Consider the following 24,208-nt stretch of genomic DNA (forward strand, 5'->3'; position numbering starts at 1 on the left):
TAATTCTTTTTTATATACCCCTGCATCCCCTACCTGATGGAGTAGATGTTATGAAAATGAAGTCTTTTACTTACAAACCCCTTGTTGTCGCAGTAACGCTGCTGGCTTCAATTTTGATGACTGGCCTTTTTGACACAACGTTGGCACTGGCCTCAACAGCTTGCGATACCGATAAATTTGAATCTTTTGTGCTTTCAGAAGTTGATGGCAGGACAACCTATGCTGTAACAAAAAATCCGTTGCCATGGCAGGAAGCCCAGGATTTGGCGAAGGCCTCCGGTGGGCGGTTGGCTGTTATATCAAGCGAAAGCCAGGCTGCTGAGATTGTCGCGAAACTTAGCAATCAATTCAGCCTTGTGCCGGCACCGTCGTCGGGTAATAAGGCTTGGATCGGCATGCAAGATCCTCAAAAAACTCCTGCATGGTCAATTGAGGGCAGTGGGACAACAACTGTTATGCCTGAAAGGTTCCAGTGGGATGCCGGGACAAGCACCTATACCAATTTTGCCGAGGGCCAGCCAGACGGATACTGCACACTACAAGAGAGATCAGTTCATCCGGACCGAGTATGTTACGGAGAAAACTATGTTGCAATAGGGCAAGATACTAAGTGGTATGACGAAGGAGATCATGGTCCGGTCAAACTTGCCTTAAAGGGGGTTGTTGAGTGGCCAAATACTATCTTGGATTGCGTGCGCACGGCAACTCCTCCTACAGATATCCCGGTAGAAAACCTGCCAGATGTAGAGGCTGGCGCTACTTACTGCAAGGACCAGGGCGGCGTAAGTCTTTCCAAGTGCCTTAAGACGGCCGATGGTGGCGATATTTGTCCAGAAGACAAGCTTCCGTGCACCGATGTACTCAACCCCCCGATTTGCCCAAGTGGGAGCACTCTTAATACTGATCGAGATATGTGTCAGGCCGACCATATCAAAGTAGACTGTCCGTCAGGATATCAGTGGGACTATACTATTGACCGATGCGTCATCGAACCCAAATGTCCTGATAATGCTGGCATATTTAACCCTTTGACCGACCGCTGTGAGGCAAAAATAAGTCGGACTTGCCCAAGCGGGTACAGTTTTGATGAATCTGTAGGGCGGTGCTTTAAAGCAGTAGAGTGCCCATCTCAAAGTATATATAACCCCCAGACAGACAAATGTGAACTATCGCAAGCGACATCTTGTCCGGCAAATTTTTCTTTTAATAACAGCACTTTACGATGCGAGAAGTTGCCTGAGTGTGTGGCAGGGACGGTATACTCGGCCACATATAACACCTGTATTGCTGTCAACGACGCCGTGTGCGCCCCTGGTTATCTATGGGTATCTGCACGTGGGCGATGCGAAAAAGCACCGGAATGTGTAGCAGGGACTACATATAGCGCATCATTAAACAAGTGCGTTTCGAATCCGCAAGGGATTACCGGCTATGCGCAGGCAACGTACAAAAACACAATCATTAAGTATAAACCCCGCAATGGCTATGATCCCAATACATATTGCGCATCACCGTGCGCCCAGGATTCGGTGTCTTTCACTTTTTCGTGGGATGGCAGCAAGGTTGTCCTTTCGGATGTAAATGCCTGGGGTGGGGCAGGCTCTTGTTCAAAGAACGTCCCTAGTTGGGAATGGCAATGCCCGCAACCTGACCCGGTTGTACAATCTTATGACGCATCCGGGAAACTTACGGTTTCAGAAACGTATTATGTGTATCAGCAATATTGCGATGAATATGGTTGTTATGAACCACAAAAATCATATTCACTCGGTGGAGCTGCGGCTTCCGCATCACCGTCAGAGTTCGGTACATGCCCGGCTGGCTACACTTTAGGGACAGCGCCTACGCCTTCTCAGTGTACACAAATAATAACCACTTGGGGTAACTATAGCGGTTTTACTGATTGCACCAATGCGGGGTCCTATACATGCTCAGCCACAGTCCAGGCGTGTCCGGCTGGGACAACCATGCAAGACAACCTCTGCATCATTGCGAACCCAACCTGTACAGGAGGGTCTTTTGACGGTAATGCTGATGTGTGTTTCACAACACCTCTGCCTTGTACGACTGCAGCCACAAGCCTGGATAACGCACTAGGGAAATGTGTGGCACCAGCACAATGCTTGCCTGGCGTGCTGAACGGCACGCTTGACGTCTGTCAGCTAAACCCGGTCTGCAGCGATGGCTATTCCTTTTCGCTTGTGCGTAATCGTTGTGAACTGTCTCCACCAAACTGCCCATCTGGTCAGACGTACACTTCGACTTATTCACCAACCCTCGATAAATGTTCCAAGTCAATTAAGCAATGTCATGATGGGTACACGTGGTCAACTGCAAGAAGCAGGTGCGAGTTGGCAGTTTCATGCCCCCAGAACACAAGTTACTCAGCCTCGGCAAACCGATGCGAGGCGACGCCAACGTGCTCCGAAGGGACGTACAACACCACCGATAATGTTTGTCAAAAGGTCACTAAATATAACGCCTCGGCAGCTGTTACTTTTGATAGTGCAATCCCAATAGCATCAAACGGCAGTACAGTAACATATGTCTATGGTAGCTCATATACGTTTAGCTTGCCTCTGACGATGCTTCTTGGCACAAAAACGGTCGGGCCGTTTGTCGGAACTCATTTGACGGGTGACGTCACGACACCCACAGGAAAAGTTGAAGGCGCGGGGTATGTTACTCTCTGTCAGCGCGGTACTGATCAATATATAGATCCTTATTATTTCCCAAGATCGTCATGCGGGGAAACCGATCTGCAGGCTGCGGGCTGTACGGACATCAAATACTACAGCTGTGGTTACGAATCCATGTCGCCAATATCAGGGTGGGGGTGCGGGTGGGGCCATGCCACAAACATGGGCTACAATGTTTATGCGGCTTGTGGCCACAGCACACCAGATTCAATAGCCTGCCCATCGGGCGGCGAAGTACAGGATGGAACTGTCCCGGCCCAGTGTACCGTAAACACGGTTACAGCAGCGATGTGCCCGTCAGGAACAAAGCTGGATATTGCTGCTGACAGGTGCGTCACGGATGCTCTCTGCGGCATAAGCGCCGGTATACTGGACCCGGCCTACGATGTCTGCTACTACGCAAATTCTGCCTGTGACGAAGGATGGACATATGATGCATCCGGTGTTTGTACAAAGCCAGTGGAGTGTACAGCATCAGGGGTTTTGGACGGTGTGAATGACGTTTGCTATCGCGGTGCACAACCGGTTTGTCCTGCCGGGACGACACTTGACACAAATGGTATTTGCGTCTCTGAGGTTAAGTGTACGGATGGTTCTTATGTCCCTGCACGAGACAGGTGCGAGGCTCTTGTTGTCGCAGAATGCTCGACCGCTTATACTGTCAGCCCAACGGACAATAGTGTATGTACGGCCGCACCTATTTGCCCTACAGACCCAGCTTCTCCCCAAAATGCGACAATAGCGTTTTCTCCTTCTATTGATCGCTGCGTAGCGATGCCAGTACATACTTGCGGGTCGAATCTCACTTGGATGTCTCTGCCCGTCGACAAGTGTGAGGCAGTACCTATTTGTGATGTTGGTGTTTACTCAAATACCAGCAACGCCTGTGTTTCAGGCGCTTGTCCTACAGGCGGGGCGTGCTCACAGATTTCCGGGGATACCACGCTGAAGCCGGACGGTACCCCAATGACGTATTGCTCCCCGAACCAGTGCCAAAGCGACACCTCGGGGATGCTTACCTATCCTAATGACGTGGATCCGGTTGGGGCCAACGACCTCACCGATGACGGTGCGCGAAATGCGGACGGATCTTGTGCAGGCCAGATATACATCTTTAATGGCCGTGATATGCGCTGCACCAAAGATGATATCAGGGGGATGATTGGCAGTGTTGCCAAAATTGTAGCAGCAATTGTTCTTTCAGTTGTGACAGCAGGTATGGGTGCGGCAATTTTTGCCGCGATGTCAGGCGTTACTCTGGCGGCCGGGTCGACCGCTGCAGCGGTAGCCAACGCAATCGCTACTTCAGTTGTTACCTCGGCTGTAAGTTTGGCAATTGATGCGGCAACGATTGGCATACAGCCTGGATGGGCGATGCAAGCCGGGATCAGTATGATGAGTGCTGCCGTCTTCGCCTACTTCAACCCTGCCGTTTCAAGTACAACCCAAAATGCTGATGGTACAATATCAACGACAACAAAAACCGTTTCAGATGCATCTGGCAAAGACATTTTACAGGTATCGCAAACGATGAGAGATACTGGTACCATGACAGTCGACGCGAGCGGCAATGCTACCGAGATGTTCACGTCAAAATCAATTGAGAAGTCTACTGATATGTTCGGTAATGAAGTTCAAAAGCAGACAACGGTAATGATCACCTATAACGCTGCTGGTGGGGCAACCAAAACAGTTATTGATGCGACAACAACAATTCCTGCCTCTGTAGCCGGCCTCTGGGCACTCCAGGCTAAACAGTTGGCTCAAGATTTTGCCCCCGCCATTTCCTCTGGCATGATGGCGTCCTACGGGACCAAGAAGTGCTGTCACCCGGACAAGGTTTCGTCATCTTGCTCGAAGTCAGAGTTCGAAGAGTGGTCGCTACAGGCTAAAGGCAATTGCCATAAGATTGGCGTGTATTGTGACACAAAGTTTCTCTCTTGGTGCATGGCGCATAAAGAGACATCCTGCTGCTTTGCGTCAAAGCTTGCTCGAATATTCCATGAGCAAGGACGGCCACAACTGCAGTCTTTTGGTGTTGATGGAGGCTGGGGCAGCGCAAAAAGCCCTCGGTGCCGCGGGTTTACACCTGACGAATTCCAAATGATAGATATGGGGCAGCTGGACCTGAGTGAATACATAGCCGATATATCAAGTCAGATATCTAATATGGCGTCTGATATGGCTTCATATATGAACTCAGTAAGTGGTGATGCCGGGAAACGCGCAGAGTCAGTTATGACGCAATAGAAGCAACAATAAAAATGTCTGTATTAATGCCCTCTGGCCAGCCAGGGGGCATTTTTTTTGCCAGTAATGCCACAGGGGGCGGACATATATCTAATAGAGGGGAATGCAGACTGTGCGATGGCAAAACCACAAACTCACTACGCTGGCGATGGTGTATTCAACCACCGGTTCATTTGCTGCTACAGGTTGCGCAATGCTTGGATGTGTGTTGCCTGATGCTTTGGAGTTTCGAGGGGTCATCAGCCATAGGACTGTTACACATTATCCGTATCTCTATGCTGTCCCAGCCGCTTTGGTTTGGTTTGCTTTGCGGAGGCAACCTACATATGCCAGTTATGTAATGTTTTTCGTGTTGATCGGCTGTCTTTGCCACTTGGCTCAAGACGCCCTGAGTAAAGGTGGAATCCCCCTCAAGACGCCGTGGACCGGCAGGTGGGGAGCAAATTTTTATATAACACGGGAGCTGAGTGAGTATGCCACGGCTGGTGCCATTATGTTTGCGGCAGGGATGGTAGCTCTGCTGCTTGGGCGCTTCGACTATCAATATCTATCTGCCGAACTTGTGAGCTTTGTTAAATTCATGTCCGGTTTTGTTGACAAGATAAAATCAGTCTAGTTTATGGGAGTGATCAGATGATTTGGCTGAAGCCGTTGATGTTTTCTCTTGGTATTGGTGGAGGGGTGAGTCTTGCGGTCTACGCACTAATGGATGCCAGAGATGGACAAAAGGATGAAGGAAGCGTCGCTAAGAAGAAGGATAAAAGCAAAAACAATGAAAAGGAAATGGAAAGCCGCACTGATGGGGGTGGCGGACTTGGTCAGATAAACCAAAAAAAAGAAAGCGATTACATAAAAAAACTGCGTCTATCGGCGCAAGAGCGGTCATCTCAGCGGACTGACCGTATCCTACCAACGGGTAACTGGAGAGCTAAATGAAGAGAATTGTGGCTTGTGTTTTAATCGTATCATCGGTTCTGACGGCGAGTGGCGCATTTTGTGCTGAGCGAAAGCCTAGCGCAAAAAAACATGTGGCACCGGTTGTTGCTCAGGGATCTGCTAAAGCGGACGAAAAAGATGTGGATCGCTATCTTGCTGTAGTCAAGCCAGATGAAGTGCTTCATGCCGCTCTTGTTGCCTCATTTGGGCAGAGCCCTGATGTCGATTTCATCATGAAGGAAATCAACATGGCAAAGATTAAATCTGCCATGAAAAAGGCCCTGCTTAACATCTACAATGCAGAAGAAATGAAATTGCTTGCTGATTTTGTGAGCCAACCAGGCGCTAAAAATATTCTCAACAAATCAAACCTGCTTATGAAGTCAATAGGACCGGATCTGCAGACCGAATTAACCCGAGTTGTTGAGAAAAAAATGAAGCAAGTGAATGAGCAAAAGGAAAAATGACATGAGATTTTTTTTCTTGGCAGCTTTGCTATCTGTGGTGACTTTTTGGTCTTATAACGGGCCGATTGATGCGTATGCGGGCGAGTTGCAAAGCGGTAACAAAATAGCGCATGCAATGGATGTCAAACTTGACAGAAATGTAGATGTCCTGCCGTGGGATGGGCTTGGGCGCGACGTAGGAGGTTCGCTTGCAAAAGGCATGGTTGTGTCTGTTGTCGGGTCTCTTGGTGATGGCGTGGTGGTTGTAACCCGTCATGGAGCCCATCAAGCGTATTTGATTCCAGCGGTTCAGCTTCCTGCGTCTGTACGGTCGGCTGTTTATGCATCTGGCAAGCCTTGTCCTCTTGACCCTCAAAAGCGGATTTGCGAGGTAAAGCGGTAGAATGGTTTCGCGAAGGGAATTTATCTGTAAGCTCGGTTTATGTTCTGCGGCAATGGTTTGGGCAGGATCTGTACCATCAAGAGCTCTTGCCTCAGCAAAATGGCTGGACGGTTGGGCCGGTGATGATCATGAAGATATGCAAGAAGGCCCCCTGCCAGCAGTCCAAGATCTGAAAGGTGCAACCCCTGAGTTTTGCCCTGGTGTTTTGCGCCTTAAAAGTTCAATCCATGGTGGAAGCTATGAATTCAGGTTTAGGGACCAACAAGGCAAATACGATGAAAACATCCTTGCGGCCTTGAACTGGTTTTTGCGCTGCAAGGACGGTACGTGGCAGCATATGGATATAACGACAATCGAAACACTTAACTATGTCTCTGCGCTGCTTGGAGTCCCTGAAATTCAGGTTAATTCAGGGTACCGGTCACCAGCTTATAACGCCTGGCTTGCCAGAAAAAATGAAAATGTAGCCCGGAATTCGTTGCACCAATATGGGATGGCAATCGATTTTACTGTCCCTGGTATGTCTGCTCGCGATGTCTGCTCGTACACCTTGTACGCCAGGAATGTTATGGGGCGAGGGGGGGTAGGCTACTACCCTAAGGCAGGTTTTGTACATCTGGATTCAGGAAAGGCCAAGGAATGGGTCCGCTAGAAGGTAATAAGGGTATGGCGCTGCCAGCTGTGGTTTTTTGGCTTTGCATAGTCGGTGGCCTCGTTCTTTTAGTAATGGATGTGGTCAAGAGCAAAGACTCTTATGAGGGTAAAAAGACACACGGTGATAAATATGTAAATTCAACCAGCACATCAAGCAAAGGGACCCTAGTGCAGGAAATAGGGGCAAACCTTGGGCTTGTTAAGGATGCCAAATGGTGGAGCAGTCCTGCCAAGCTTAAGCGAGAAGAAGTAACTCAGGTGTTTGCTTCGTATTCATCCCCCAGGACTAAACACAAGCAAAACTCCGGAGCTGCTTCGTATTATGTGGATCAAGCAAAATGATGTACGCCCTGCCGTGCGGTGAGGGAGCCGCGGAGTAACCTTGCTAGGGCGGGGGATTTTAGCCTCTTCCGCTGACCGCCCAACTTTTATCCAAACTCCTTCCTCTCTTGCAAGGTATCCCGAGGGGAATACCGGGTTCGATGCCCGGCGGCAGGGCATAAAATGTTGCCAACAAATATAGACTGTGATAGTTTATATATATCATGCCTGTAATGGCAAAAACAATTAAGGAGTATGATTATGAACAAAAACGAGTTGATCGGAGCGGTGTCTGAGAAATCTGGTGTTAAAAAGGCTGAGGTTGAAAAAGTCCTCAATGGTTTTGTCGAGTGTGTTGAAAAGGCTTTGGCGTCGAAAGATAAGATCGCGCTCGTCGGTTTCGGGACATTTGAGGTTTCAGAACGAGCGGCACGTACGGGGCGCAACCCGCAAACCGGCAAAGAAATCAAGATCGCTGCATCTGTTGTGCCCAAGTTCAAGCCTGGTAAGTCGCTTAAGGATGCAGTAAGCGGCTTGGTAAAGAAGTAGTTGCTGAAAAACGCTCCCCCGGTCGTAAAGCGAGAATGGGGGAGCGTTTGGCAATTTATGCAGCATGTAACAATAGACATAGCGCTGCTAAGAGAAGGTCATCTGCTGGCTTGGTGTGGTGAGCTTAAGTTCAGGGACACCCGCAAGGTATTTAGTGGCAGTGTCATAAGTAAGTCTGCTGGGGTGGGCCAAATAAAGGCTGTTTCGGACATTCTGGGGAGGTTGAAGTACCCGGTAGAGGCAGCGGTCTCGGTGTATGGTGAAGAGATAAGTTGTGGCGTGGTTTCCGAGTTGTTGGCCACTTTTGGCCACCACCGACTTGAAATTACCGGTTGTCCTGTCACTCCTGACGAACGTTTGTTGGCGGGAATCGGTGGCGCTGTTGAGATGGGCAGGGGGGTGGTTGTTTATGAAGCATCTCTTGGGCTTGCGAGCAAACTTCTTGATTGTCTTGGGGTGGATGACCCTTACTTTTGTTTTGAAGATGATGCTGGCGGGAGGTGCTTTGTTGAGCACGAGCGGGCTAAGTCAACCGTAGAATTTGCAGGAGAAGTGCAAATCCAGGACGAGATCCAGTGGGATCTGTTTGAGTAGAGGAAGAGGATGACCACAATAATCAAAAAAATTAAAGCGAGAGCGAATTTGGGCCTGGCCTTTCATGGAGCTTTTTGGGGGGGCATTTTGCTGTCGCTCTTTTCGTTAAGCGATATGTGTACCGGTGGATGTTCGGCTGTCTCTGACTACAGGATATTTGGCACTCGCTTCGCGTATATGGGCGTCTTCTATTTCTCCCTGCTAGCAGGCAGCTTTGCCATCGCGTCCTATGCTCGTGAAAAACGATACTATGTGTTTGATGCGCTAGTGTTGGCTGGGGTCGGGGCAGAAATTTATTTTGTAATAATCCAAAAGTTTGGCGTGCATCAGTGGTGTCCCATTTGTCTGTCGATCTGCGCGGTAGTGGTTTTGATTGCTGTTATGCGGGGGTACGAGCTTAACAGAGACCGGTTGAGGCAGAAGGCTGCGAGTGGGTTGGTCGAGGAAGTTGATAAAGGCAAAGCAAAACCGGTATTACGTTTTGCAGGGGTGGCGCTTATATGTTTACTTACTGTTATAAGCGGCTTCGCGGTAGCAGTTGCCGGTGTGAAAAAAACTCCTGTTGCACTTAGTTCCCAAGCTAAACGTCTGCTGTCGGGTATGGCGCCAGACTCACTGCTTAACCCTTTGGAACACGCTGATATTTGGATTGGCAAGGCGGATTCGCCGATTGATGTATATCTGGTCGCTGACTGGTACTGCGGATACTGTAAAAAAATTCAACCGGACATTGAAAAAAGCCTGCCGGATGTAGCCAGTAAAGCCCGTTATACATGGCTTGATATGCCAGTCCATATGGCATCTCTTAATGTCGTCCCTGTCAGTGTGTCATTGCTATTGAACTCCCGCCAAGACGTGCAGAAGGGAAGAAAAATTCTTGATGGGCTTACATCTAAAAAACAGTCCGTTACAGACGTAGAGGCTATCGAGGCGTTGAAAGAAGCGGGTATTGCGTTTATGCCGGCAAAAGAAGGGGAAGTCCGGCGCCTTGTCGCAGAGACGGTCAACTTTTGCAAGATTCACGACATAAGCATGACTCCGAGCGCCGTGATTATAAATAGGTCAACTGGCGTAACGAAGGTTCTGCGCGGGGCCGACGATGTTTCTGGCGTAAAGATTGTGGCCGCGATTGCCATGCTTCAATCAGCTGACACAGCGGTTAAATAGGGACAACTTATGGTGACGGTGCAGATTAAATCAGACGGGTCTAAGTCGGGAGCAGATTTGGCAACACGTCTGGCTGAGGTGGTCAAGGCGGCGTCAAAGGGGATAGGGACTGTTGAGGTTAGCGTGGAGCATCCACACAAAGGCGCGGTGGCACGACAGTTGACAGGTGTCTTGAGGGTGGATCGTCTTGATTTTGTCCCGGCGTCTACTCGGTGTTTTGCATGTCACAGGCCCCTGACTTCAGGCACGGCATACATTGTTAAAACTCCTGCTGGTGCTGAACATCCGTATGGTCCTACTTGCGTGGAACGGCGTGTGCCGGGAGCCAAAAATCAGGTCTATCCAGATTTTACCCGCGCCTCACGGAACCCACCATCTGAAGGCGTCTCCCTCAAAAGAGCCTCCTCAAAAGTAAAAAGATCTCAGTTTAGTTTTGAAGAAGAGTATCTGATTCTCCGTTATGAAAAATTGAGAGGTTTCTCGATACCTGGGTTTGAGCTACTTGACGGTGTCTTTAATAGATACAAGGAAGGTGGGGCGCTTAGTGACCATGACAGGGATTTTGTAAAAAAGTTGATGGCCAAAATACCTGCTTCCAAGTTTCCGGGATTGTCCATGGAAAACCTGCAGGCTTGCTATGCGTATAGCCACTGTCTGTCTCAGGCTATTTTAATGCTTCCTGAAGACAAGCGAAATTTTTTGTCAAAGCTTCTTGCCGATCTCCAGACAAAACTCTACCTCACAGACCACCAGGTTGAAGCAGCCAATCGTTGGTTGACAAAATTCAGCGAATTTCCTGAGCTTGATGCCGCTCCTTTTGAGTGGGCAAAACACAAAACGGATTAAGGCGGGAAGAGGCACGTAATGGAAAAGATTGGCTTGATAGGACTCGGAGTGGCTGTAAGTGCATTCGCGTATGGCGGACTACAATTCTTGGGTTCAAAAAAACAGATAATGAAAAAAATCACTACGTCGAGTGAGAGAAAACGTGGCGATGACGCTATAAAAAACCTGATGGTCAATCTGGACAGACAGGGACTGTTTGAGGATATTGAGCAGATTAAAGCCAGAAGGGCGGGGGTAAAGCTTCAGTCTGTGACTCCAGTAATAAATCCGGTGCAGAGCGGGCCTAATGAGGAAAACTGTAATAAAGAAGCAGGCGAAATCGCACGCGAAGCAGCAATACTGACTGAGCCGCAGGAGGATTTTTACGAAAAATATGCGGCCAAGAGCCTTGACTCAAGACCTGCCACCTTAGGGCAAGATGCTGTTCCGCCAGCTTGCGCTTTAAGTAGTGAAGAAGGGCAAGCTGAAGAAACGAAGAGCATCCAGGGTTGCACCCCGGAAAAATTGAGATCTCCTGTTGAAGATGACTTCGCTTCTAACAACAAAAGAAGCATGGACGCTATCCTGGTCGGTTGCGGCAGAGAAAGACCAACCGAGAGCCAGTGGAATGTGATTATCTCAGGGGCTCTTAATTCGAGAGTAATCGCAGGTGCTGGTTCTGGCAAGTCAACATGCTTGTCTTTGCGTGTAGTTTACATGCACAAGTATCTCAATATCCCACTTGACCAGATAACTGTTGTCACCTTTACCAAGGCATCTCGAAAGGATTTTATTGAAAAGTTGACAAGGGACTTCAATGATTTCGGGATATCAGCTTCTCCTTGGGTTGTGAAATCTATAGTCAGAACATTTCATTCTCTACTTATTTCTCAAAGCATGCCGGCCGGAGGGGGAGCGGGGCCATCATTTTTTGAGCAACAGGGAGAGCCGATGCCTCAGGGCGAAGAAGCAGGAGGAATTGTTGCAGATCCAGGCGCCTTAAATCCACGGCAAATGAGTGTTTTGAGGCAAGTGTTTGCCGATTGTTTTTACAGTGATCCAGAATTCAAGCGCATTATTATTGACCTTATGATGTTGGCGTTTGATAAGCCGCATGGACTTAAATATGAAGACAGCGAGAGCCTTGAAAAAGCGATAGCGGTGGCGAGCAAGCGAGACCAGTTGCTTGCCACTGAAATTAACCGGATTTGGTCAGAAAATTTACGGACGGGGATACCTGGTGTTGAATGGGAGATTAGTCCCATCAAAAACAGCAGGGGCGACTCATGGCATGCCAATGGCCGAATCAAGGACAGTGGTGTGCCTATTATCTTGGGAAACGGTGGGTTAGGCGAGTATGCTGGCCAGATCGCGAATCCAATTGACAGTATCCGTAACTTTGGCTTCATAAACACCGTACGCCTCAAAGTTCTCTCTGCCATCTCTACCGAGCATTACCTCTACATTGAAAACAAGTCAGACCTTGCACGCCTGCAATCCATGCTTGCCTGGTGCGATGGTGCCTTGTCTGAGCAAAAAAAACTGCCTGCCTTTGAGGTCCATCTCGCCGGTGAGCGGAAGCCTTACAGTATTTTCGAACTGCTTTATAAGACCGCCAGCTTTATCCTGAGTATGGGTATCGATGTTGTGCCGGCTGCACAAGAAATTGCAGCTCGCTTAAAAAATGAAGAATCAGCAAAAATGGAGTGTCATGTCTGTTTAGCTCTGGCTCACTTTTGGCCGGTGTTCACAAAGTCTTTGCAGTCGATGGAGATGACCACCTATGATGAGCTTTTTCTGCATCTTTCAGAACGCGAAAACATACTAAAATTTGGACTCGATAAATTTAAGCCAATGGCGAACTTACTGATTGACGAGTTCCAGGATATTTCTGGCCAAATCGTCCGGTGGGTAATAGGTGTCCAGGAAACGCTGCGTGCGTCAGGAATCACTCCTTCGCTTATGGCAGTCGGGGATGACTGGCAGTCTGTATACGGATGGCGCGGCAGCGACCCGGACTTTCTTATCAATTTTGAGCGGTATTTCCCTGAGCCCGCCACGTTTGTGATGCCGGAAAACTTCAGGAGTGGCCAGATGGTCATTGATGCGGCAGAGGTTGTTGTATCTCGCGTCCTTGACCGGGCTGTCAGCAAGCATGGTGTGTCACAAGTTAAGTCTCCGCCATTGCCGGCCGTGTTTATGGGAATAGCAAGTGACGATGACATAAAAAGACTTGTTTCTCTGCTTGTAAACAAAAATCCCCTGTCTTCCATATTTATCCTTTCTCGCACAAACGAAGGCTTGATCGGACTTTCGGATCTCCCGAAGCAGTACAAAGGAGTCGCGCTGCATACGCTGCACAGGTCAAAAGGGCTTGAAAGCGATTACGTTATTATCAAGGGTGATTGTGTGTATAGGAATAGGAATTTGCTTTTTCGATGCAGACTGTATACCACTGGAAATGGGATTACGTCAATGGATTATCGGGACTTTTGGGGGGAAATCGGGAACTATCCGGGGAGATTCTGGCCTGATGACGGTTCAATCTGCATCATTGTTTGCAATTGCCGCCGCCTGACCAGCAAAAAACCACATTTTCGCCATTTTCAACACACACCATTCCTGCTGCAACGCCCCGTATTATCCGGCTTCACAGGTATTCCGGGATGAAGTACGCCTCTTCATACTCAATAATCTGGCTGTCGGCGTACACCAGCGCTGGTTCAGCTTCCACTATTACCGGCGGCCCCCTGCCACATTGCGGTTGCCGCTTCGGGACATCCCACAACCCCAGATGATCCAGAATCCTGCGGATCACCGGCTCTTCTTCGATAAACGCCAGTATCCGCATGACACCTTTGCAGTTCGGGCAGGTCAACGGATCGGTCTCGTAGACCTTCTGGATCAGCCTGGCCCAGTTGGCACGGCACTTTTTGCGATATGGTGTGTCGGCCTCTTGTTCGACAATCTGCGGTGTGTCGTTGTCGTCCATCCCTAGCTTCCTGCGCTTGCCTCTGGCGGCGTTGCTGTAGTAGCCGTAGTAGCGCACCATCTGCTCGCCATGCCGCGGAATGTGGCTGATGATCATAGCCAGCCAGTCAAGGGCGCTGAAGCTTTTGGTCGTGTGGCCGTCTTTTGAGCGGTAGATGACCGTGCCGCTCTGTTCAATGTAGGTCATCCGCTCCTGCGAGAACTGGCAGCGGATGATGTAATGGGCCAGCTTCTCCAAGGCGTCGCGGTCATCAGCCGCTATCGGCTCGCAGATATGTACGTTGAAGCCGCTGTGATGCCAGGACATGAGCAGATCAATGTGCCACTGGGTGATGGCACCCTTATCCAGCAGCATCTTCAAGACCTTGTGCCGGAAGAGCTGTTCCAGTGCGTGGAAATCGTAATACGGAGTGATGTGGAAGATGCCATGCTCGTCAAAGGTGCCATCGGATATTATGATGTGGCAGTGAGGGTTGAAACCGAGGAAGTCGCCGAAGGTCTGGATGGAGCAGGCGCAGCCGGGCATGGAGTTGTCTGTGCCTGTCATGTACTCTCTCAGCGTCTCCCAGGCGGTGCGGCTTAGATCGGCAAGAAGTGTGCGATCAAACAGGAAACAGCGGCGGATCAGCTTGGGGATGGAGAAGACAATGTGACGATGTGGTACGGTGACGGCAAGATCATCGAGAAACCATTCGCCGAACTCCACCACCCGTTTCTGATGGCATGACGGGCAGAAGTGACGGCGCTTGCAGGAAAAAGCGACCAGATATTCGTGACCGCAGTCATCGCACTTCACACGGGCGAAACCATTGTGCAGACAGCCGCAGTCTAGGTAACGAAAGATCGTTAACCTGATTTCAGGTCTCAGATACCCGAAACGGGACTGATACCGCTCCTCGTGTACCCGCTCCAGCTCCTCGAAATAATCCTCAACACAGCGGTAATAGTCGGATAACCGGGGATTGCGCGGGCTGTATGGCGCAACGGAGTTTTGCATGACACACCTGCCAGAGATGTGTTATGCGTAAGGTGTGCCATGGAGAAAGAGTGAGTTCCAACCATCGGCAACACCGGTCAAGCCGGTGGTGCCTCAGCCCCGTTAACCGGTAACTTTATGATCCATGCATTGCCCGGTATGGGCGCCGACCATAGAATGTACCCAGCACCTTGGACAAGCATTCCTGGATTTGTAGCGCATGACTGGGTGCGTTATGCCGGGGAGCAGAGTTTGAGCGAGGTTGCTCACTCCATGTGCGACTCATACCATATCAACGATGGAGATGTCTTGATTGGCGCATCCCTCGGGGGAATGGTCGCCTGCGAGATTAGCAAGATCCGGGACATCTCCCGCCTGTATTTGATTGGCAGCGCAGCCCGTAAAGAAGAAATCAGCACGCTGCTTACGGCCCTTCACCCGTTGGCTCAGATTGCCCCGCTTGACTGGCTACGGATTTTGGCAGGTAAGATCCCGATGGAATTGGCACAGATGTTCACCAGCGCCGAGCCCGGATTCGTCCGGGCTATGTGTGTTGCCATTTTCAACTGGGAGGGGCTTGGTCCGAGTACAACCAAGGTCATACGGCTTCACGGAAGTCATGACTTGGTGATCCCGCCTCCGAAGACGGTTGATCTTCTGATTGACGGGGGTCACTTGATCTCAATGTCGCACGCAGCAGAATGTGCGGCGTTTATCATGGGGGATTCTGGCGGCGGTGTGCTGATTTAGAAGCAGAAAACGGTTTATACACTGTATCAAGTAACTGCTATTCAATAATGATCTCTACACTGTGCAATCAGGAGCGTATCACCTTCAACCGCATAGACCAAGCGGTGGCAGCTGTCTATTCTGCGTGACCAGAAACCGGCCAATTGATGTTTGAGCGGTTCCGGCTTGCCGATACCGGCAAACGGTTCTCGCTGGATATCCCGGATAAGTTGATTGATCCGTTTCAGCATCGCCTTGTCGGTAGTCTGCCAGTAGAGATAGTCCTCCCATGCTGCGGTTGAGAATTTTATCATCATTCCGTCAGGTCTCTGGTCTGCCCTCCGCCTGCACGCAGTTCCTCCACAGATTCAAGCAACCGTTTGGCCCCTTGGGGATTACGGAGCAGATAGGCGGTTTCTTCATAAGCGTGGAAATCGTCGAGGGAAAGGATGACAACCGGTTTGCCGCGCTGGCTGGTCACCACCACGGGAACGTGGTCTTCATTTACTGATTTCATGACCTCTGCAAAATGCTGGCGCGTATAGGTATAGGTCAGGGCATTCATTGCTGGTACCTCCTGATGAATATGTACATAACTTAGTACATAGCGACAATAAATACAAGGCGCTGATTCTGTATGATCTGCGAAAATCCGTTCAATCCGTGTTATCCGCGTGCTATTAACAGTCTGTGATTCCTCTCTACCAACAAATACTACTGGCAATCCTGCTGGACCTGCTGCTGGGCGACCCGCGCTGGCTGCCCCATCCGGTGCAGGGGATCGGCTGGCTGGCCCAGCGTTCTGAAGCATCGCTGCGCCGTCTGATTGCCAATCCAAAACTGGCTGGTATTGTTGCCGTTGTCTGGGTGGTGGGCAGTACGACCCTGATCGGTTTTGGGCTGTTAAAGGGAGCTGCTCTGCTGCATCCACTGGCAGGAGATATCATAGCAATCCTGCTGCTCTATACCTGCTTTGCAACCCGCTCCCTGCATGACCATGCCCTGGCTGTTTACCGGCCTTTGCAAGCTGGTGATCTGGCAGAAGCGCGGCAGCGGGTAAGCTGGCTGGTAGGGCGGGACACGGAGCAGCTGGATGAAGGTGAGGTGACCCGAGCAGCGGTGGAGTCGGTGGCGGAAAACAGTGCGCTTCGGCCATCCGTCCGGCACCTTGCGCGTGGGCGCCGAAGCCAAACAGGTCAACGGCGACTGGACGGTCACCAAGGCCATCATGAGCCGTAGTGCCCGCGTGTTGATGGAAGGCTGGGTGCGTGTACCTGGTGATGCGTTCTGAAGCGCAATCGCACGCCACTCCAAACAAAACGCCCCGGCTTGTTTAAGCCGGGGCGTTTTGTTTAACAACAGCAAAGAGTCTATTTCTTCACGCCGCGCCACAACGGATCAGCCACGCCCATATGCTGATTGATACGGCGCGCCAACACAAAAAACACATCCGACAAGCGGTTCAGATATTGCAGCGATGCAGCCGACAGATCGCCGTCAGCACGTTGTACCGCCACCAGCGACCGCTCTGCACGCCGGGCCACTGTACGGCACACTTGCGCCAGCGCAGCCGGACGGCTGCCACCGGGCAAAATGAATTCGCGTAGCGGCGGCAAATACACATGCTGTTGCGCAACATAACACTCAAGATCGCCACAGGCATCAGCACGCAGATAGGTGTTGCCGGGCACAGCCAGTTCGCTGCCCAGATCAAACAGATCCTGCTGCACTGCCAGCAGAAAAGCCCGGTCTTCGGCGTTGAGCGTATCGGCGATCAACACGCCAATGTGGCTATTCAGTTCATCCACATCGCCCAAGGCATTGATCCTGGCCGAAGACTTGTCCAGCCGGGTGCCATTTGCCAAGCCAGTGCTGCCATCATCCCCGGTGCGGGTTACAATTTTTGTCAGTCGGTTACCCATAAAACGCTCCCTGGCGCCGTTCTGTCGCCATTCTAAGTTGTGCCGGCCCCACTCCGTCCTCAGCGGGCAACGCCCGTGGCGGTATGTTTTAGTACAATCATGTTACAGATTTTCCGGAGTACCCGCATGAACAAGGCATTTGTGCGCGAAAGCGACCATGAAGACGATGACGATTTGCCGCCCGAGATGCAAATCCCCAAGGGCAGCCGCAATTATATGACGCCCACCGGCCATCGTCGCCTGCGTGATGAATTGACCCACCTGGTGAAAAAGGAACGCCCGGAGGTAGTCAGCATCGTCTCCTGGGCCGCATCCAACGGCGATCGTTCGGAAAACGGCGACTACATTTATGGCAAACGCCGGTTGCGTGAAATTGACCGCCGCATCCGCTTCCTCACCAAGCGCCTGGAATTCGCTGAGGAATAGGAATTTGCTTTTTCAGGAATAGGAATTTGCTTTTTCGATGCAGACTGTATACCACTGGAAATGGGATTACGTCAATGGATTATCGGGACTTTTGGGGGGAAATCGGGAACTATCCGGGGAGATTCTGGCCTGATGACGGTTCAATCTGCATCATTGTTTGCAATTGCCGCCGCCTGACCAGCAAAAAACCACATTTTCGCCATTTTCAACACACACCATTCCTGCTGCAACGCCCCGTATTATCCGGCTTCACAGGTATTCCGGGATGAAGTACGCCTCTTCATACTCAATAATCTGGCTGTCGGCGTACACCAGCGCTGGTTCAGCTTCCACTATTACCGGCGGCCCCCTGCCACATTGCGGTTGCCGCTTCGGGACATCCCACAACCCCAGATGATCCAGAATCCTGCGGATCACCGGCTCTTCTTCGATAAACGCCAGTATCCGCATGACACCTTTGCAGTTCGGGCAGGTCACCAAGGTTGGATTAACCGAACTGAAGTTAAAGCGGGATATTGGTTTTGAATGGTCGGATAATCTGAATTTGGATGAGATTAAGAAATTTATCGATTATTCCAAAACAGTTCCATGGGCTCATTGAGTATCTAAGCAAGTTTCCATCATCGCGTTATCTGCAAAAAACTCATCATTCCTGAAAATTTCAATCTGGCACCAATCATGTCATTTTAGCCAGTCAATAGCGACGCTTTACCAGGTTCATTCGTCTACCTATTTAAAAAAAGTTGAATGAATGCTCAAAAAGGCTTGACGGGTATCCTCTCGTCTATTATTTTGAGCGAACGATCAAGGTGGGCTGCTCGCAGAAACTTATTTGTGTTTCATCTTTTACCAGATGTAACAACGGCTACAGACGGTTGACTGAATGCTCCGTATGCTCCGTTTAAAACAAAGCATGATTGATTAACGCAGCATTAATTTGATTCCGAAGGAGAATGAAATGGTAGAGCTCAACAAAGAAATTCTTGAAATCGTCAATAAGCCCGGTCGCATTGGCACCCTCGGTACGGCGGATAAGCAAGGGCAGCCCAACGTTGCCTATTTCGGGAGCCCTCAGCTGTCGGAAGAGGGGAAGATCGTCATGGGTTTGGGCAACAACAAGTCTCTGGAAAATTTAGAAGAAAACCCTTTTGCAGTCTTTTTCGTTGCCGATGAAAGTCCGGTTACTTTCACCACACCTGGATATCGACTCTATTTGAAGACTCGTGAGATTCAAAAGGAAGGTCCGATTATCGATGGTGTCAAAAAGGCCATCTCTGAAGTCGCGGGACCTGATGCTGCCAATATGATAGTCGCAGGCGTGGTTTTTGATGTTACCGATATTCGCCCCTTGGTGGCGATGGGATAACGCAACTTTCTAAACGAGGCAGTAAGAGTTGAGTAACGAGCTCGAATCTTATTGCTGGTATTTGATCAAACTTATTGAAAAGGAAAAAACAACATGAATTCGTTCGCACTGATCAACCAACCGCCCCATTTTATTTCAGCCTTAGTTGTTATCGTCAGCTTTATTTTAGCTGCTTTCTCCGGCAACGCGGGTCTTAAAAAATTTGCCCATGGCATCCTCTATCTTGGATACGCTTTGATCCTCATTTCGGGATGCTATTTGTTATTCACTCTGCCGTTCAGCATCTTCGTCCTGATTAAGAGTGTCGGTGGCGTATGTCTTGTCGTTATGGCTGAAATGATCGTTCGGGGTAAAGGCTCAGGACTCATTTGGACACTCTTGCTGCTTACCGCTACGGTCGGATTGGCAATCGCTTATTTCCTGATTTAACCCTGACACAATATTGGAACCTTACTGAGCCACTATTCAATAGTGGCTCCAGTTTTTGAATAGAAAAAACATTTAATGGCAACGAGGTTAGGAAGAAATTGTGACTATTAAACTTGGTATCGTCATGGATCCCATCAGTCAAATCAATGTCAAGAAGGACAGCAGTCTGGCCATGCTGCTTGAAGCCAAATCTCGTGGGTACGAGCTCTATTACATGGAGATGGAGGACCTTTATCTGTTGAATGGCCGTGCCCATGCGACGATGAAGCCTTTGCAGGTTGAGCAGAAAAGCAGCGATTTTTATCGGCTTGGACAAGGGTTGGATGCTCCATTGGCAGATCTGGATGTGATCCTGATGCGTAAAGATCCTCCATTCGATACCGAGTTTATCTACGCTACTTATATGTTGGAGCGTGCTGAAGCTGAAGGGGTGCTGATTGTTAACAACCCCCGCAGCCTGCGCGATGCCAACGAGAAGCTGTTTACCGCCTGGTTTTCCGAACTGACGCCAGAAACTCTGGTCAGCCGGAATCCATTTAAGCTGCGTCAGTTTTATGCAGAACACAATGACATTATTCTCAAACCTCTTGATGGCATGGGCGGTGCTTCCATTTTTCACATAAAACCGGGAGATCGTAATCTAAGTGTCATCATTGAGACCCTGACCCAACATGGCAAACGTTATGCCATGGCGCAGAAATATATTCCGGAAATCAGTGATGGCGACAAACGGATTCTGGTGGTCAACGGCGAACCGATTCCGTATTGTCTGGCGCGCATTCCGGCCAACGGTGAGACCCGCGGCAACCTGGCAGCGGGTGGCCGTGGTGAGGCACGCCCTTTGTCGGAAACCGATTGGCGAATTGCCAAAGCTGTAGCACCGGTACTTAAGGAAAAGGGACTCTATTTCGTCGGCCTCGATGTCATTGGTGACAAACTGACTGAAATCAATGTCACGAGTCCGACCTGTATCCGTGAAATCGAAGCAGCTTTTGACGTTAATATCAGTGGCAAAATGATGGACAGTATCGAACTGGGATTGGCAAGTCGATGAAGCGGAACAATGAAATGAATCTGGAATTTTCGCGGTACTCTCATCTGGAAGCCTTGTCACAACCAGAGCATATTGCGGCGTTAAAAGGAATTCGTCGCGGTATTGAGCGGGAATCGTTACGGGTAGATGGGGATGCCCGTTTGGTAACTACCTCCCATCCCGTTTCGCTTGGCTCGGCCTTGACCCATGAGCAGATAACCACTGATTTTGCCGAGGCCATGTTGGAGTTGATTACCCCGGCAGGTACTGATGCAGAGGAAACCCTTGAGGTCTTGACCAACATACATCGGCAGGTTTATCGCCATCTCAGGAATAGGAATTTGCTTTTTCGATGCAGACTGTATACCACTGGAAATGGGATTACGTCAATGGATTATCGGGACTTTTGGGGGGAAATCGGGAACTATCCGGGGAGATTCTGGCCTGATGACGGTTCAATCTGCATCATTGTTTGCAATTGCCGCCGCCTGACCAGCAAAAAACCACATTTTCGCCATTTTCAACACACACCATTCCTGCTGCAACGCCCCGTATTATCCGGCTTCACAGGTATTCCGGGATGAAGTACGCCTCTTCATACTCAATAATCTGGCTGTCGGCGTACACCAGCGCTGGTTCAGCTTCCACTATTACCGGCGGCCCCCTGCCACATTGCGGTTGCCGCTTCGGGACATCCCACAACCCCAGATGATCCAGAATCCTGCGGATCACCGGCTCTTCTTCGATAAACGCCAGTATCCGCATGACACCTTTGCAGTTCGGGCAGGTCAACGGATCGGTCTCGTAGACCTTCTGGATCAGCCTGGCCCAGTTGGCACGGCACTTTTTGCGATATGGTGTGTCGGCCTCTTGTTCGACAATCTGCGGTGTGTCGTTGTCGTCCATCCCTAGCTTCCTGCGCTTGCCTCTGGCGGCGTTGCTGTAGTAGCCGTAGTAGCGCACCATCTGCTCGCCATGCCGCGGAATGTGGCTGATGATCATAGCCAGCCAGTCAAGGGCGCTGAAGCTTTTGGTCGTGTGGCCGTCTTTTGAGCGGTAGATGACCGTGCCGCTCTGTTCAATGTAGGTCATCCGCTCCTGCGAGAACTGGCAGCGGATGATGTAATGGGCCAGCTTCTCCAAGGCGTCGCGGTCATCAGCCGCTATCGGCTCGCAGATATGTACGTTGAAGCCGCTGTGATGCCAGGACATGAGCAGATCAATGTGCCACTGGGTGATGGCACCCTTATCCAGCAGCATCTTCAAGACCTTGTGCCGGAAGAGCTGTTCCAGTGCGTGGAAATCGTAATACGGAGTGATGTGGAAGATGCCATGCTCGTCAAAGGTGCCATCGGATATTATGATGTGGCAGTGAGGGTTGAAACCGAGGAAGTCGCCGAAGGTCTGGATGGAGCAGGCGCAGCCGGGCATGGAGTTGTCTGTGCCTGTCATGTACTCTCTCAGCGTCTCCCAGGCGGTGCGGCTTAGATCGGCAAGAAGTGTGCGATCAAACAGGAAACAGCGGCGGATCAGCTTGGGGATGGAGAAGACAATGTGACGATGTGGTACGGTGACGGCAAGATCATCGAGAAACCATTCGCCGAACTCCACCACCCGTTTCTGATGGCATGACGGGCAGAAGTGACGGCGCTTGCAGGAAAAAGCGACCAGATATTCGTGACCGCAGTCATCGCACTTCACACGGGCGAAACCATTGTGCAGACAGCCGCAGTCTAGGTAACGAAAGATCGTTAACCTGATTTCAGGTCTCAGATACCCGAAACGGGACTGATACCGCTCCTCGTGTACCCGCTCCAGCTCCTCGAAATAATCCTCAACACAGCGGTAATAGTCGGATAACCGGGGATTGCGCGGGCTGTATGGCGCAACGGAGTTTTGCATGACACACCTGCCAGAGATGTGTTATGCGTAAGGTGTGCCATGGAGAAAGAGTGAGTTCCAACCATCGGCAACACCGGTCAAGCCGGTGGTGCCTCAGCCCCGTTAACCGGTAACTTTATGATCCATGCATTGCCCGGTATGGGCGCCGACCATAGAATGTACCCAGCACCTTGGACAAGCATTCCTGGATTTGTAGCGCATGACTGGGTGCGTTATGCCGGGGAGCAGAGTTTGAGCGAGGTTGCTCACTCCATGTGCGACTCATACCATATCAACGATGGAGATGTCTTGATTGGCGCATCCCTCGGGGGAATGGTCGCCTGCGAGATTAGCAAGATCCGGGACATCTCCCGCCTGTATTTGATTGGCAGCGCAGCCCGTAAAGAAGAAATCAGCACGCTGCTTACGGCCCTTCACCCGTTGGCTCAGATTGCCCCGCTTGACTGGCTACGGATTTTGGCAGGTAAGATCCCGATGGAATTGGCACAGATGTTCACCAGCGCCGAGCCCGGATTCGTCCGGGCTATGTGTGTTGCCATTTTCAACTGGGAGGGGCTTGGTCCGAGTACAACCAAGGTCATACGGCTTCACGGAAGTCATGACTTGGTGATCCCGCCTCCGAAGACGGTTGATCTTCTGATTGACGGGGGTCACTTGATCTCAATGTCGCACGCAGCAGAATGTGCGGCGTTTATCATGGGGGATTCTGGCGGCGGTGTGCTGATTTAGAAGCAGAAAACGGTTTATACACTGTATCAAGTAACTGCTATTCAATAATGATCTCTACACTGTGCAATCAGGAGCGTATCACCTTCAACCGCATAGACCAAGCGGTGGCAGCTGTCTATTCTGCGTGACCAGAAACCGGCCAATTGATGTTTGAGCGGTTCCGGCTTGCCGATACCGGCAAACGGTTCTCGCTGGATATCCCGGATAAGTTGATTGATCCGTTTCAGCATCGCCTTGTCGGTAGTCTGCCAGTAGAGATAGTCCTCCCATGCTGCGGTTGAGAATTTTATCATCATTCCGTCAGGTCTCTGGTCTGCCCTCCGCCTGCACGCAGTTCCTCCACAGATTCAAGCAACCGTTTGGCCCCTTGGGGATTACGGAGCAGATAGGCGGTTTCTTCATAAGCGTGGAAATCGTCGAGGGAAAGGATGACAACCGGTTTGCCGCGCTGGCTGGTCACCACCACGGGAACGTGGTCTTCATTTACTGATTTCATGACCTCTGCAAAATGCTGGCGCGTATAGGTATAGGTCAGGCGCGGCGTTCCTCGTCCACCAGCCAAGACAGCGGTTCGGGGAAGTCGGAATGCGGGTAATCCGCCGCCGGCCGGCGCTCGGCCTCGATGAACAGCGCCCAGCCCGATCCCAGCCGGCGCAGCGCGTTGTTCAGCCGCGCCGTGGTGGCGATCAACTCGCCCTGCGTGGCGCTGTCCAGATCCGGCCCGCGAAAGCGCGCCGTGCGCTGAAAACTGCCGTCCTTGTTCAAGACGACACCCGGCGCGACCAGCCCTGCCCAGGGCAGCCAGTCGGCCAGCAAGGCGGGCCGCTGGCGGTATTCGGCAAGGTTCAGCATGGCGGCATC

General features: G+C 50.7%; 26 protein-coding genes and 4 pseudogenes. 21 read left to right on the forward strand and 9 right to left on the reverse strand.

The genetic code is table 11. The features are described from left to right. Nucleotides 1–50 precede the first annotated feature (50 nt). The 12 genes from traN (at nt 51) to FY034_RS18190 (ending at nt 13,514) form a co-directional block, all read left to right on the forward strand. A complete protein-coding gene (gene traN / locus FY034_RS18135) occupies nt 51–4,949 on the forward strand; it encodes a conjugal transfer protein TraN (RefSeq protein WP_265555316.1) in 4,899 nt (1,632 codons plus the stop codon). A gap of 112 nt (nt 4,950–5,061) precedes the next feature. Continuing rightward, nucleotides 5,062–5,565 carry a metal-dependent hydrolase gene (locus FY034_RS18140; RefSeq protein ID WP_265555317.1) on the forward strand — a complete coding sequence of 168 codons (504 nt, stop codon included), beginning with the start codon at nt 5,062–5,064 and terminating at the stop codon, nt 5,563–5,565. Nucleotides 5,566–5,582: 17 nt separating this feature from the next. Then, nucleotides 5,583–5,885: a hypothetical protein gene (locus tag FY034_RS18145; protein WP_265555318.1), complete on the forward strand. Its 303-nt coding sequence runs from the start codon at nt 5,583–5,585 to the stop codon at nt 5,883–5,885. Continuing rightward, the gene (locus FY034_RS18150) at nt 5,882–6,352 is read left to right on the forward strand and encodes a hypothetical protein (protein ID WP_265555319.1); all 471 of its coding nucleotides are present in this window, start codon (nt 5,882–5,884) and stop codon (nt 6,350–6,352) included. The genes FY034_RS18145 and FY034_RS18150 overlap by 4 nt, the downstream gene beginning before the upstream one ends. Before the next feature lies 1 nt (nt 6,353). Then, nucleotides 6,354–6,734 carry a hypothetical protein gene (locus FY034_RS18155; RefSeq protein ID WP_265555320.1) on the forward strand — a complete coding sequence of 127 codons (381 nt, stop codon included), beginning with the start codon at nt 6,354–6,356 and terminating at the stop codon, nt 6,732–6,734. 1 nt (nt 6,735) lies between these two features. Next, the gene (locus FY034_RS18160; RefSeq protein WP_265555321.1) at nt 6,736–7,386 is read left to right on the forward strand and encodes a YcbK family protein; all 651 of its coding nucleotides are present in this window, start codon (nt 6,736–6,738) and stop codon (nt 7,384–7,386) included. After that, the gene (locus FY034_RS18165) at nt 7,374–7,730 is read left to right on the forward strand and encodes a hypothetical protein (protein ID WP_265555322.1); all 357 of its coding nucleotides are present in this window, start codon (nt 7,374–7,376) and stop codon (nt 7,728–7,730) included. The genes FY034_RS18160 and FY034_RS18165 overlap by 13 nt, the downstream gene beginning before the upstream one ends. 240 nt (nt 7,731–7,970) lie before the next feature. Beyond that, nucleotides 7,971–8,258, forward strand: a complete 288-nt coding sequence (locus FY034_RS18170; RefSeq protein ID WP_265555323.1) for an HU family DNA-binding protein — start codon at nt 7,971–7,973, stop codon at nt 8,256–8,258. Between the two features lie 57 nt (nt 8,259–8,315). Next, nucleotides 8,316–8,852, forward strand: coding sequence for a hypothetical protein (locus tag FY034_RS18175; protein ID WP_265555324.1), 537 nt, complete (start codon nt 8,316–8,318; stop codon nt 8,850–8,852). A gap of 9 nt (nt 8,853–8,861) precedes the next feature. Further along, the gene (locus FY034_RS18180) at nt 8,862–10,019 is read left to right on the forward strand and encodes a vitamin K epoxide reductase family protein (protein WP_265555325.1); all 1,158 of its coding nucleotides are present in this window, start codon (nt 8,862–8,864) and stop codon (nt 10,017–10,019) included. A gap of 57 nt (nt 10,020–10,076) precedes the next feature. Continuing rightward, the gene (locus FY034_RS18185; protein ID WP_265555327.1) at nt 10,077–10,865 is read left to right on the forward strand and encodes a hypothetical protein; all 789 of its coding nucleotides are present in this window, start codon (nt 10,077–10,079) and stop codon (nt 10,863–10,865) included. Between the two features lie 18 nt (nt 10,866–10,883). After that, nucleotides 10,884–13,514 (forward strand): UvrD-helicase domain-containing protein, encoded by a 2,631-nt coding sequence (locus FY034_RS18190; RefSeq protein ID WP_265555329.1) that lies wholly within the window; start codon nt 10,884–10,886, stop codon nt 13,512–13,514. Here FY034_RS18190 and FY034_RS18195 read toward each other — a convergent pair. After that, entirely contained in the window at nt 13,495–14,832 is a 1,338-nt protein-coding gene (locus FY034_RS18195; protein WP_224963446.1) for a transposase, read from the reverse strand. The genes FY034_RS18190 and FY034_RS18195 overlap by 20 nt on opposite strands. 138 nt (nt 14,833–14,970) lie before the next feature. Between FY034_RS18195 and FY034_RS18200 the strand changes: the two genes are divergently transcribed. Further along, nucleotides 14,971–15,561, forward strand: a complete 591-nt coding sequence (locus tag FY034_RS18200; RefSeq protein ID WP_416222796.1) for a hypothetical protein — start codon at nt 14,971–14,973, stop codon at nt 15,559–15,561. A gap of 41 nt (nt 15,562–15,602) precedes the next feature. On the opposite strand, the gene FY034_RS18205 is transcribed toward FY034_RS18200, so the two are convergent. Both FY034_RS18205 and FY034_RS18210 read right to left on the reverse strand, forming a co-directional pair. Next, a complete protein-coding gene (locus FY034_RS18205) occupies nt 15,603–15,857 on the reverse strand; it encodes a Txe/YoeB family addiction module toxin (RefSeq protein ID WP_265552565.1) in 255 nt (84 codons plus the stop codon). Next, complete coding sequence (locus FY034_RS18210) at nt 15,854–16,105, reverse strand: type II toxin-antitoxin system Phd/YefM family antitoxin (RefSeq protein WP_265555334.1); 252 nt, start codon at nt 16,103–16,105, stop codon at nt 15,854–15,856. Before FY034_RS18210 ends, FY034_RS18205 begins: the two co-directional genes overlap by 4 nt. 206 nt (nt 16,106–16,311) lie before the next feature. Here FY034_RS18210 and FY034_RS18215 point away from each other — a divergent pair. Both FY034_RS18215 and FY034_RS18220 read left to right on the forward strand, forming a co-directional pair. Further along, nucleotides 16,312–16,623, forward strand: a pseudogene (locus tag FY034_RS18215) (cobalamin biosynthesis protein); the annotation flags it as partial. 49 nt (nt 16,624–16,672) lie between these two features. Continuing rightward, a pseudogene (locus FY034_RS18220) lies at nt 16,673–16,831 on the forward strand (PrpF domain-containing protein); the annotation flags it as partial. A gap of 79 nt (nt 16,832–16,910) precedes the next feature. Here FY034_RS18220 and FY034_RS18225 read toward each other — a convergent pair. After that, nucleotides 16,911–17,462 (reverse strand): cob(I)yrinic acid a,c-diamide adenosyltransferase, encoded by a 552-nt coding sequence (locus FY034_RS18225; RefSeq protein ID WP_265555336.1) that lies wholly within the window; start codon nt 17,460–17,462, stop codon nt 16,911–16,913. A gap of 126 nt (nt 17,463–17,588) precedes the next feature. Here FY034_RS18225 and FY034_RS18230 point away from each other — a divergent pair. Then, nucleotides 17,589–17,882: pseudogene (locus FY034_RS18230) on the forward strand (hypothetical protein); the annotation flags it as partial. Between the two features lie 255 nt (nt 17,883–18,137). On the opposite strand, the gene FY034_RS18235 reads toward FY034_RS18230, so the two are convergent. Next, nucleotides 18,138–18,338 (reverse strand): hypothetical protein, encoded by a 201-nt coding sequence (locus FY034_RS18235; RefSeq protein WP_265555338.1) that lies wholly within the window; start codon nt 18,336–18,338, stop codon nt 18,138–18,140. A 508-nt stretch (nt 18,339–18,846) separates the two neighbouring features. On the opposite strand from FY034_RS18235, the gene FY034_RS18240 reads away from it, so the two are divergent. The 4 genes from FY034_RS18240 (at nt 18,847) to FY034_RS18255 (ending at nt 21,300) form a co-directional block, all read left to right on the forward strand. After that, a complete protein-coding gene (locus FY034_RS18240; protein ID WP_265555340.1) occupies nt 18,847–19,254 on the forward strand; it encodes a pyridoxamine 5'-phosphate oxidase family protein in 408 nt (135 codons plus the stop codon). A gap of 93 nt (nt 19,255–19,347) precedes the next feature. After that, nucleotides 19,348–19,683 carry a DUF1516 family protein gene (locus tag FY034_RS18245; RefSeq protein WP_265555342.1) on the forward strand — a complete coding sequence of 112 codons (336 nt, stop codon included), beginning with the start codon at nt 19,348–19,350 and terminating at the stop codon, nt 19,681–19,683. Nucleotides 19,684–19,783: 100 nt separating this feature from the next. After that, on the forward strand, nt 19,784–20,737 hold the full coding sequence (gene gshB / locus FY034_RS18250) for a glutathione synthase (protein WP_265555344.1): 954 nt from the start codon (nt 19,784–19,786) through the stop codon (nt 20,735–20,737). Next, nucleotides 20,734–21,300 (forward strand): hypothetical protein, encoded by a 567-nt coding sequence (locus tag FY034_RS18255; RefSeq protein WP_265555346.1) that lies wholly within the window; start codon nt 20,734–20,736, stop codon nt 21,298–21,300. The genes gshB and FY034_RS18255 overlap by 4 nt, the downstream gene beginning before the upstream one ends. Here FY034_RS18255 and FY034_RS18260 read toward each other — a convergent pair. Beyond that, a complete protein-coding gene (locus tag FY034_RS18260) occupies nt 21,281–22,618 on the reverse strand; it encodes a transposase (RefSeq protein ID WP_224963446.1) in 1,338 nt (445 codons plus the stop codon). The two genes, FY034_RS18255 and FY034_RS18260, sit on opposite strands and share 20 nt — an antisense overlap. 138 nt (nt 22,619–22,756) lie before the next feature. Between FY034_RS18260 and FY034_RS18265 the strand changes: the two genes are divergently transcribed. Next, on the forward strand, nt 22,757–23,347 hold the full coding sequence (locus FY034_RS18265) for a hypothetical protein (protein ID WP_416222796.1): 591 nt from the start codon (nt 22,757–22,759) through the stop codon (nt 23,345–23,347). A gap of 41 nt (nt 23,348–23,388) precedes the next feature. Here FY034_RS18265 and FY034_RS18270 read toward each other — a convergent pair whose 3' ends face one another. The 3 genes and pseudogenes from FY034_RS18270 to FY034_RS18280 all read right to left on the reverse strand — a co-directional run. After that, nucleotides 23,389–23,643: a Txe/YoeB family addiction module toxin gene (locus FY034_RS18270; protein WP_265552565.1), complete on the reverse strand. Its 255-nt coding sequence runs from the start codon at nt 23,641–23,643 to the stop codon at nt 23,389–23,391. Then, nucleotides 23,640–23,909 carry a type II toxin-antitoxin system Phd/YefM family antitoxin gene (locus FY034_RS18275; RefSeq protein ID WP_416222788.1) on the reverse strand — a complete coding sequence of 90 codons (270 nt, stop codon included), beginning with the start codon at nt 23,907–23,909 and terminating at the stop codon, nt 23,640–23,642. The genes FY034_RS18270 and FY034_RS18275 overlap by 4 nt, the downstream gene beginning before the upstream one ends. After that, a pseudogene (locus tag FY034_RS18280) lies at nt 23,882–24,199 on the reverse strand (conjugal transfer protein TrbE); the annotation flags it as partial. The pseudogene FY034_RS18280 and the gene FY034_RS18275, both read right to left, overlap by 28 nt. Nucleotides 24,200–24,208 lie beyond the last annotated feature (9 nt).

This window comes from Trichlorobacter lovleyi (assembly GCF_015239775.1).
GTDB lineage: Bacteria > Desulfobacterota > Desulfuromonadia > Geobacterales > Pseudopelobacteraceae > Trichlorobacter > Trichlorobacter lovleyi_B.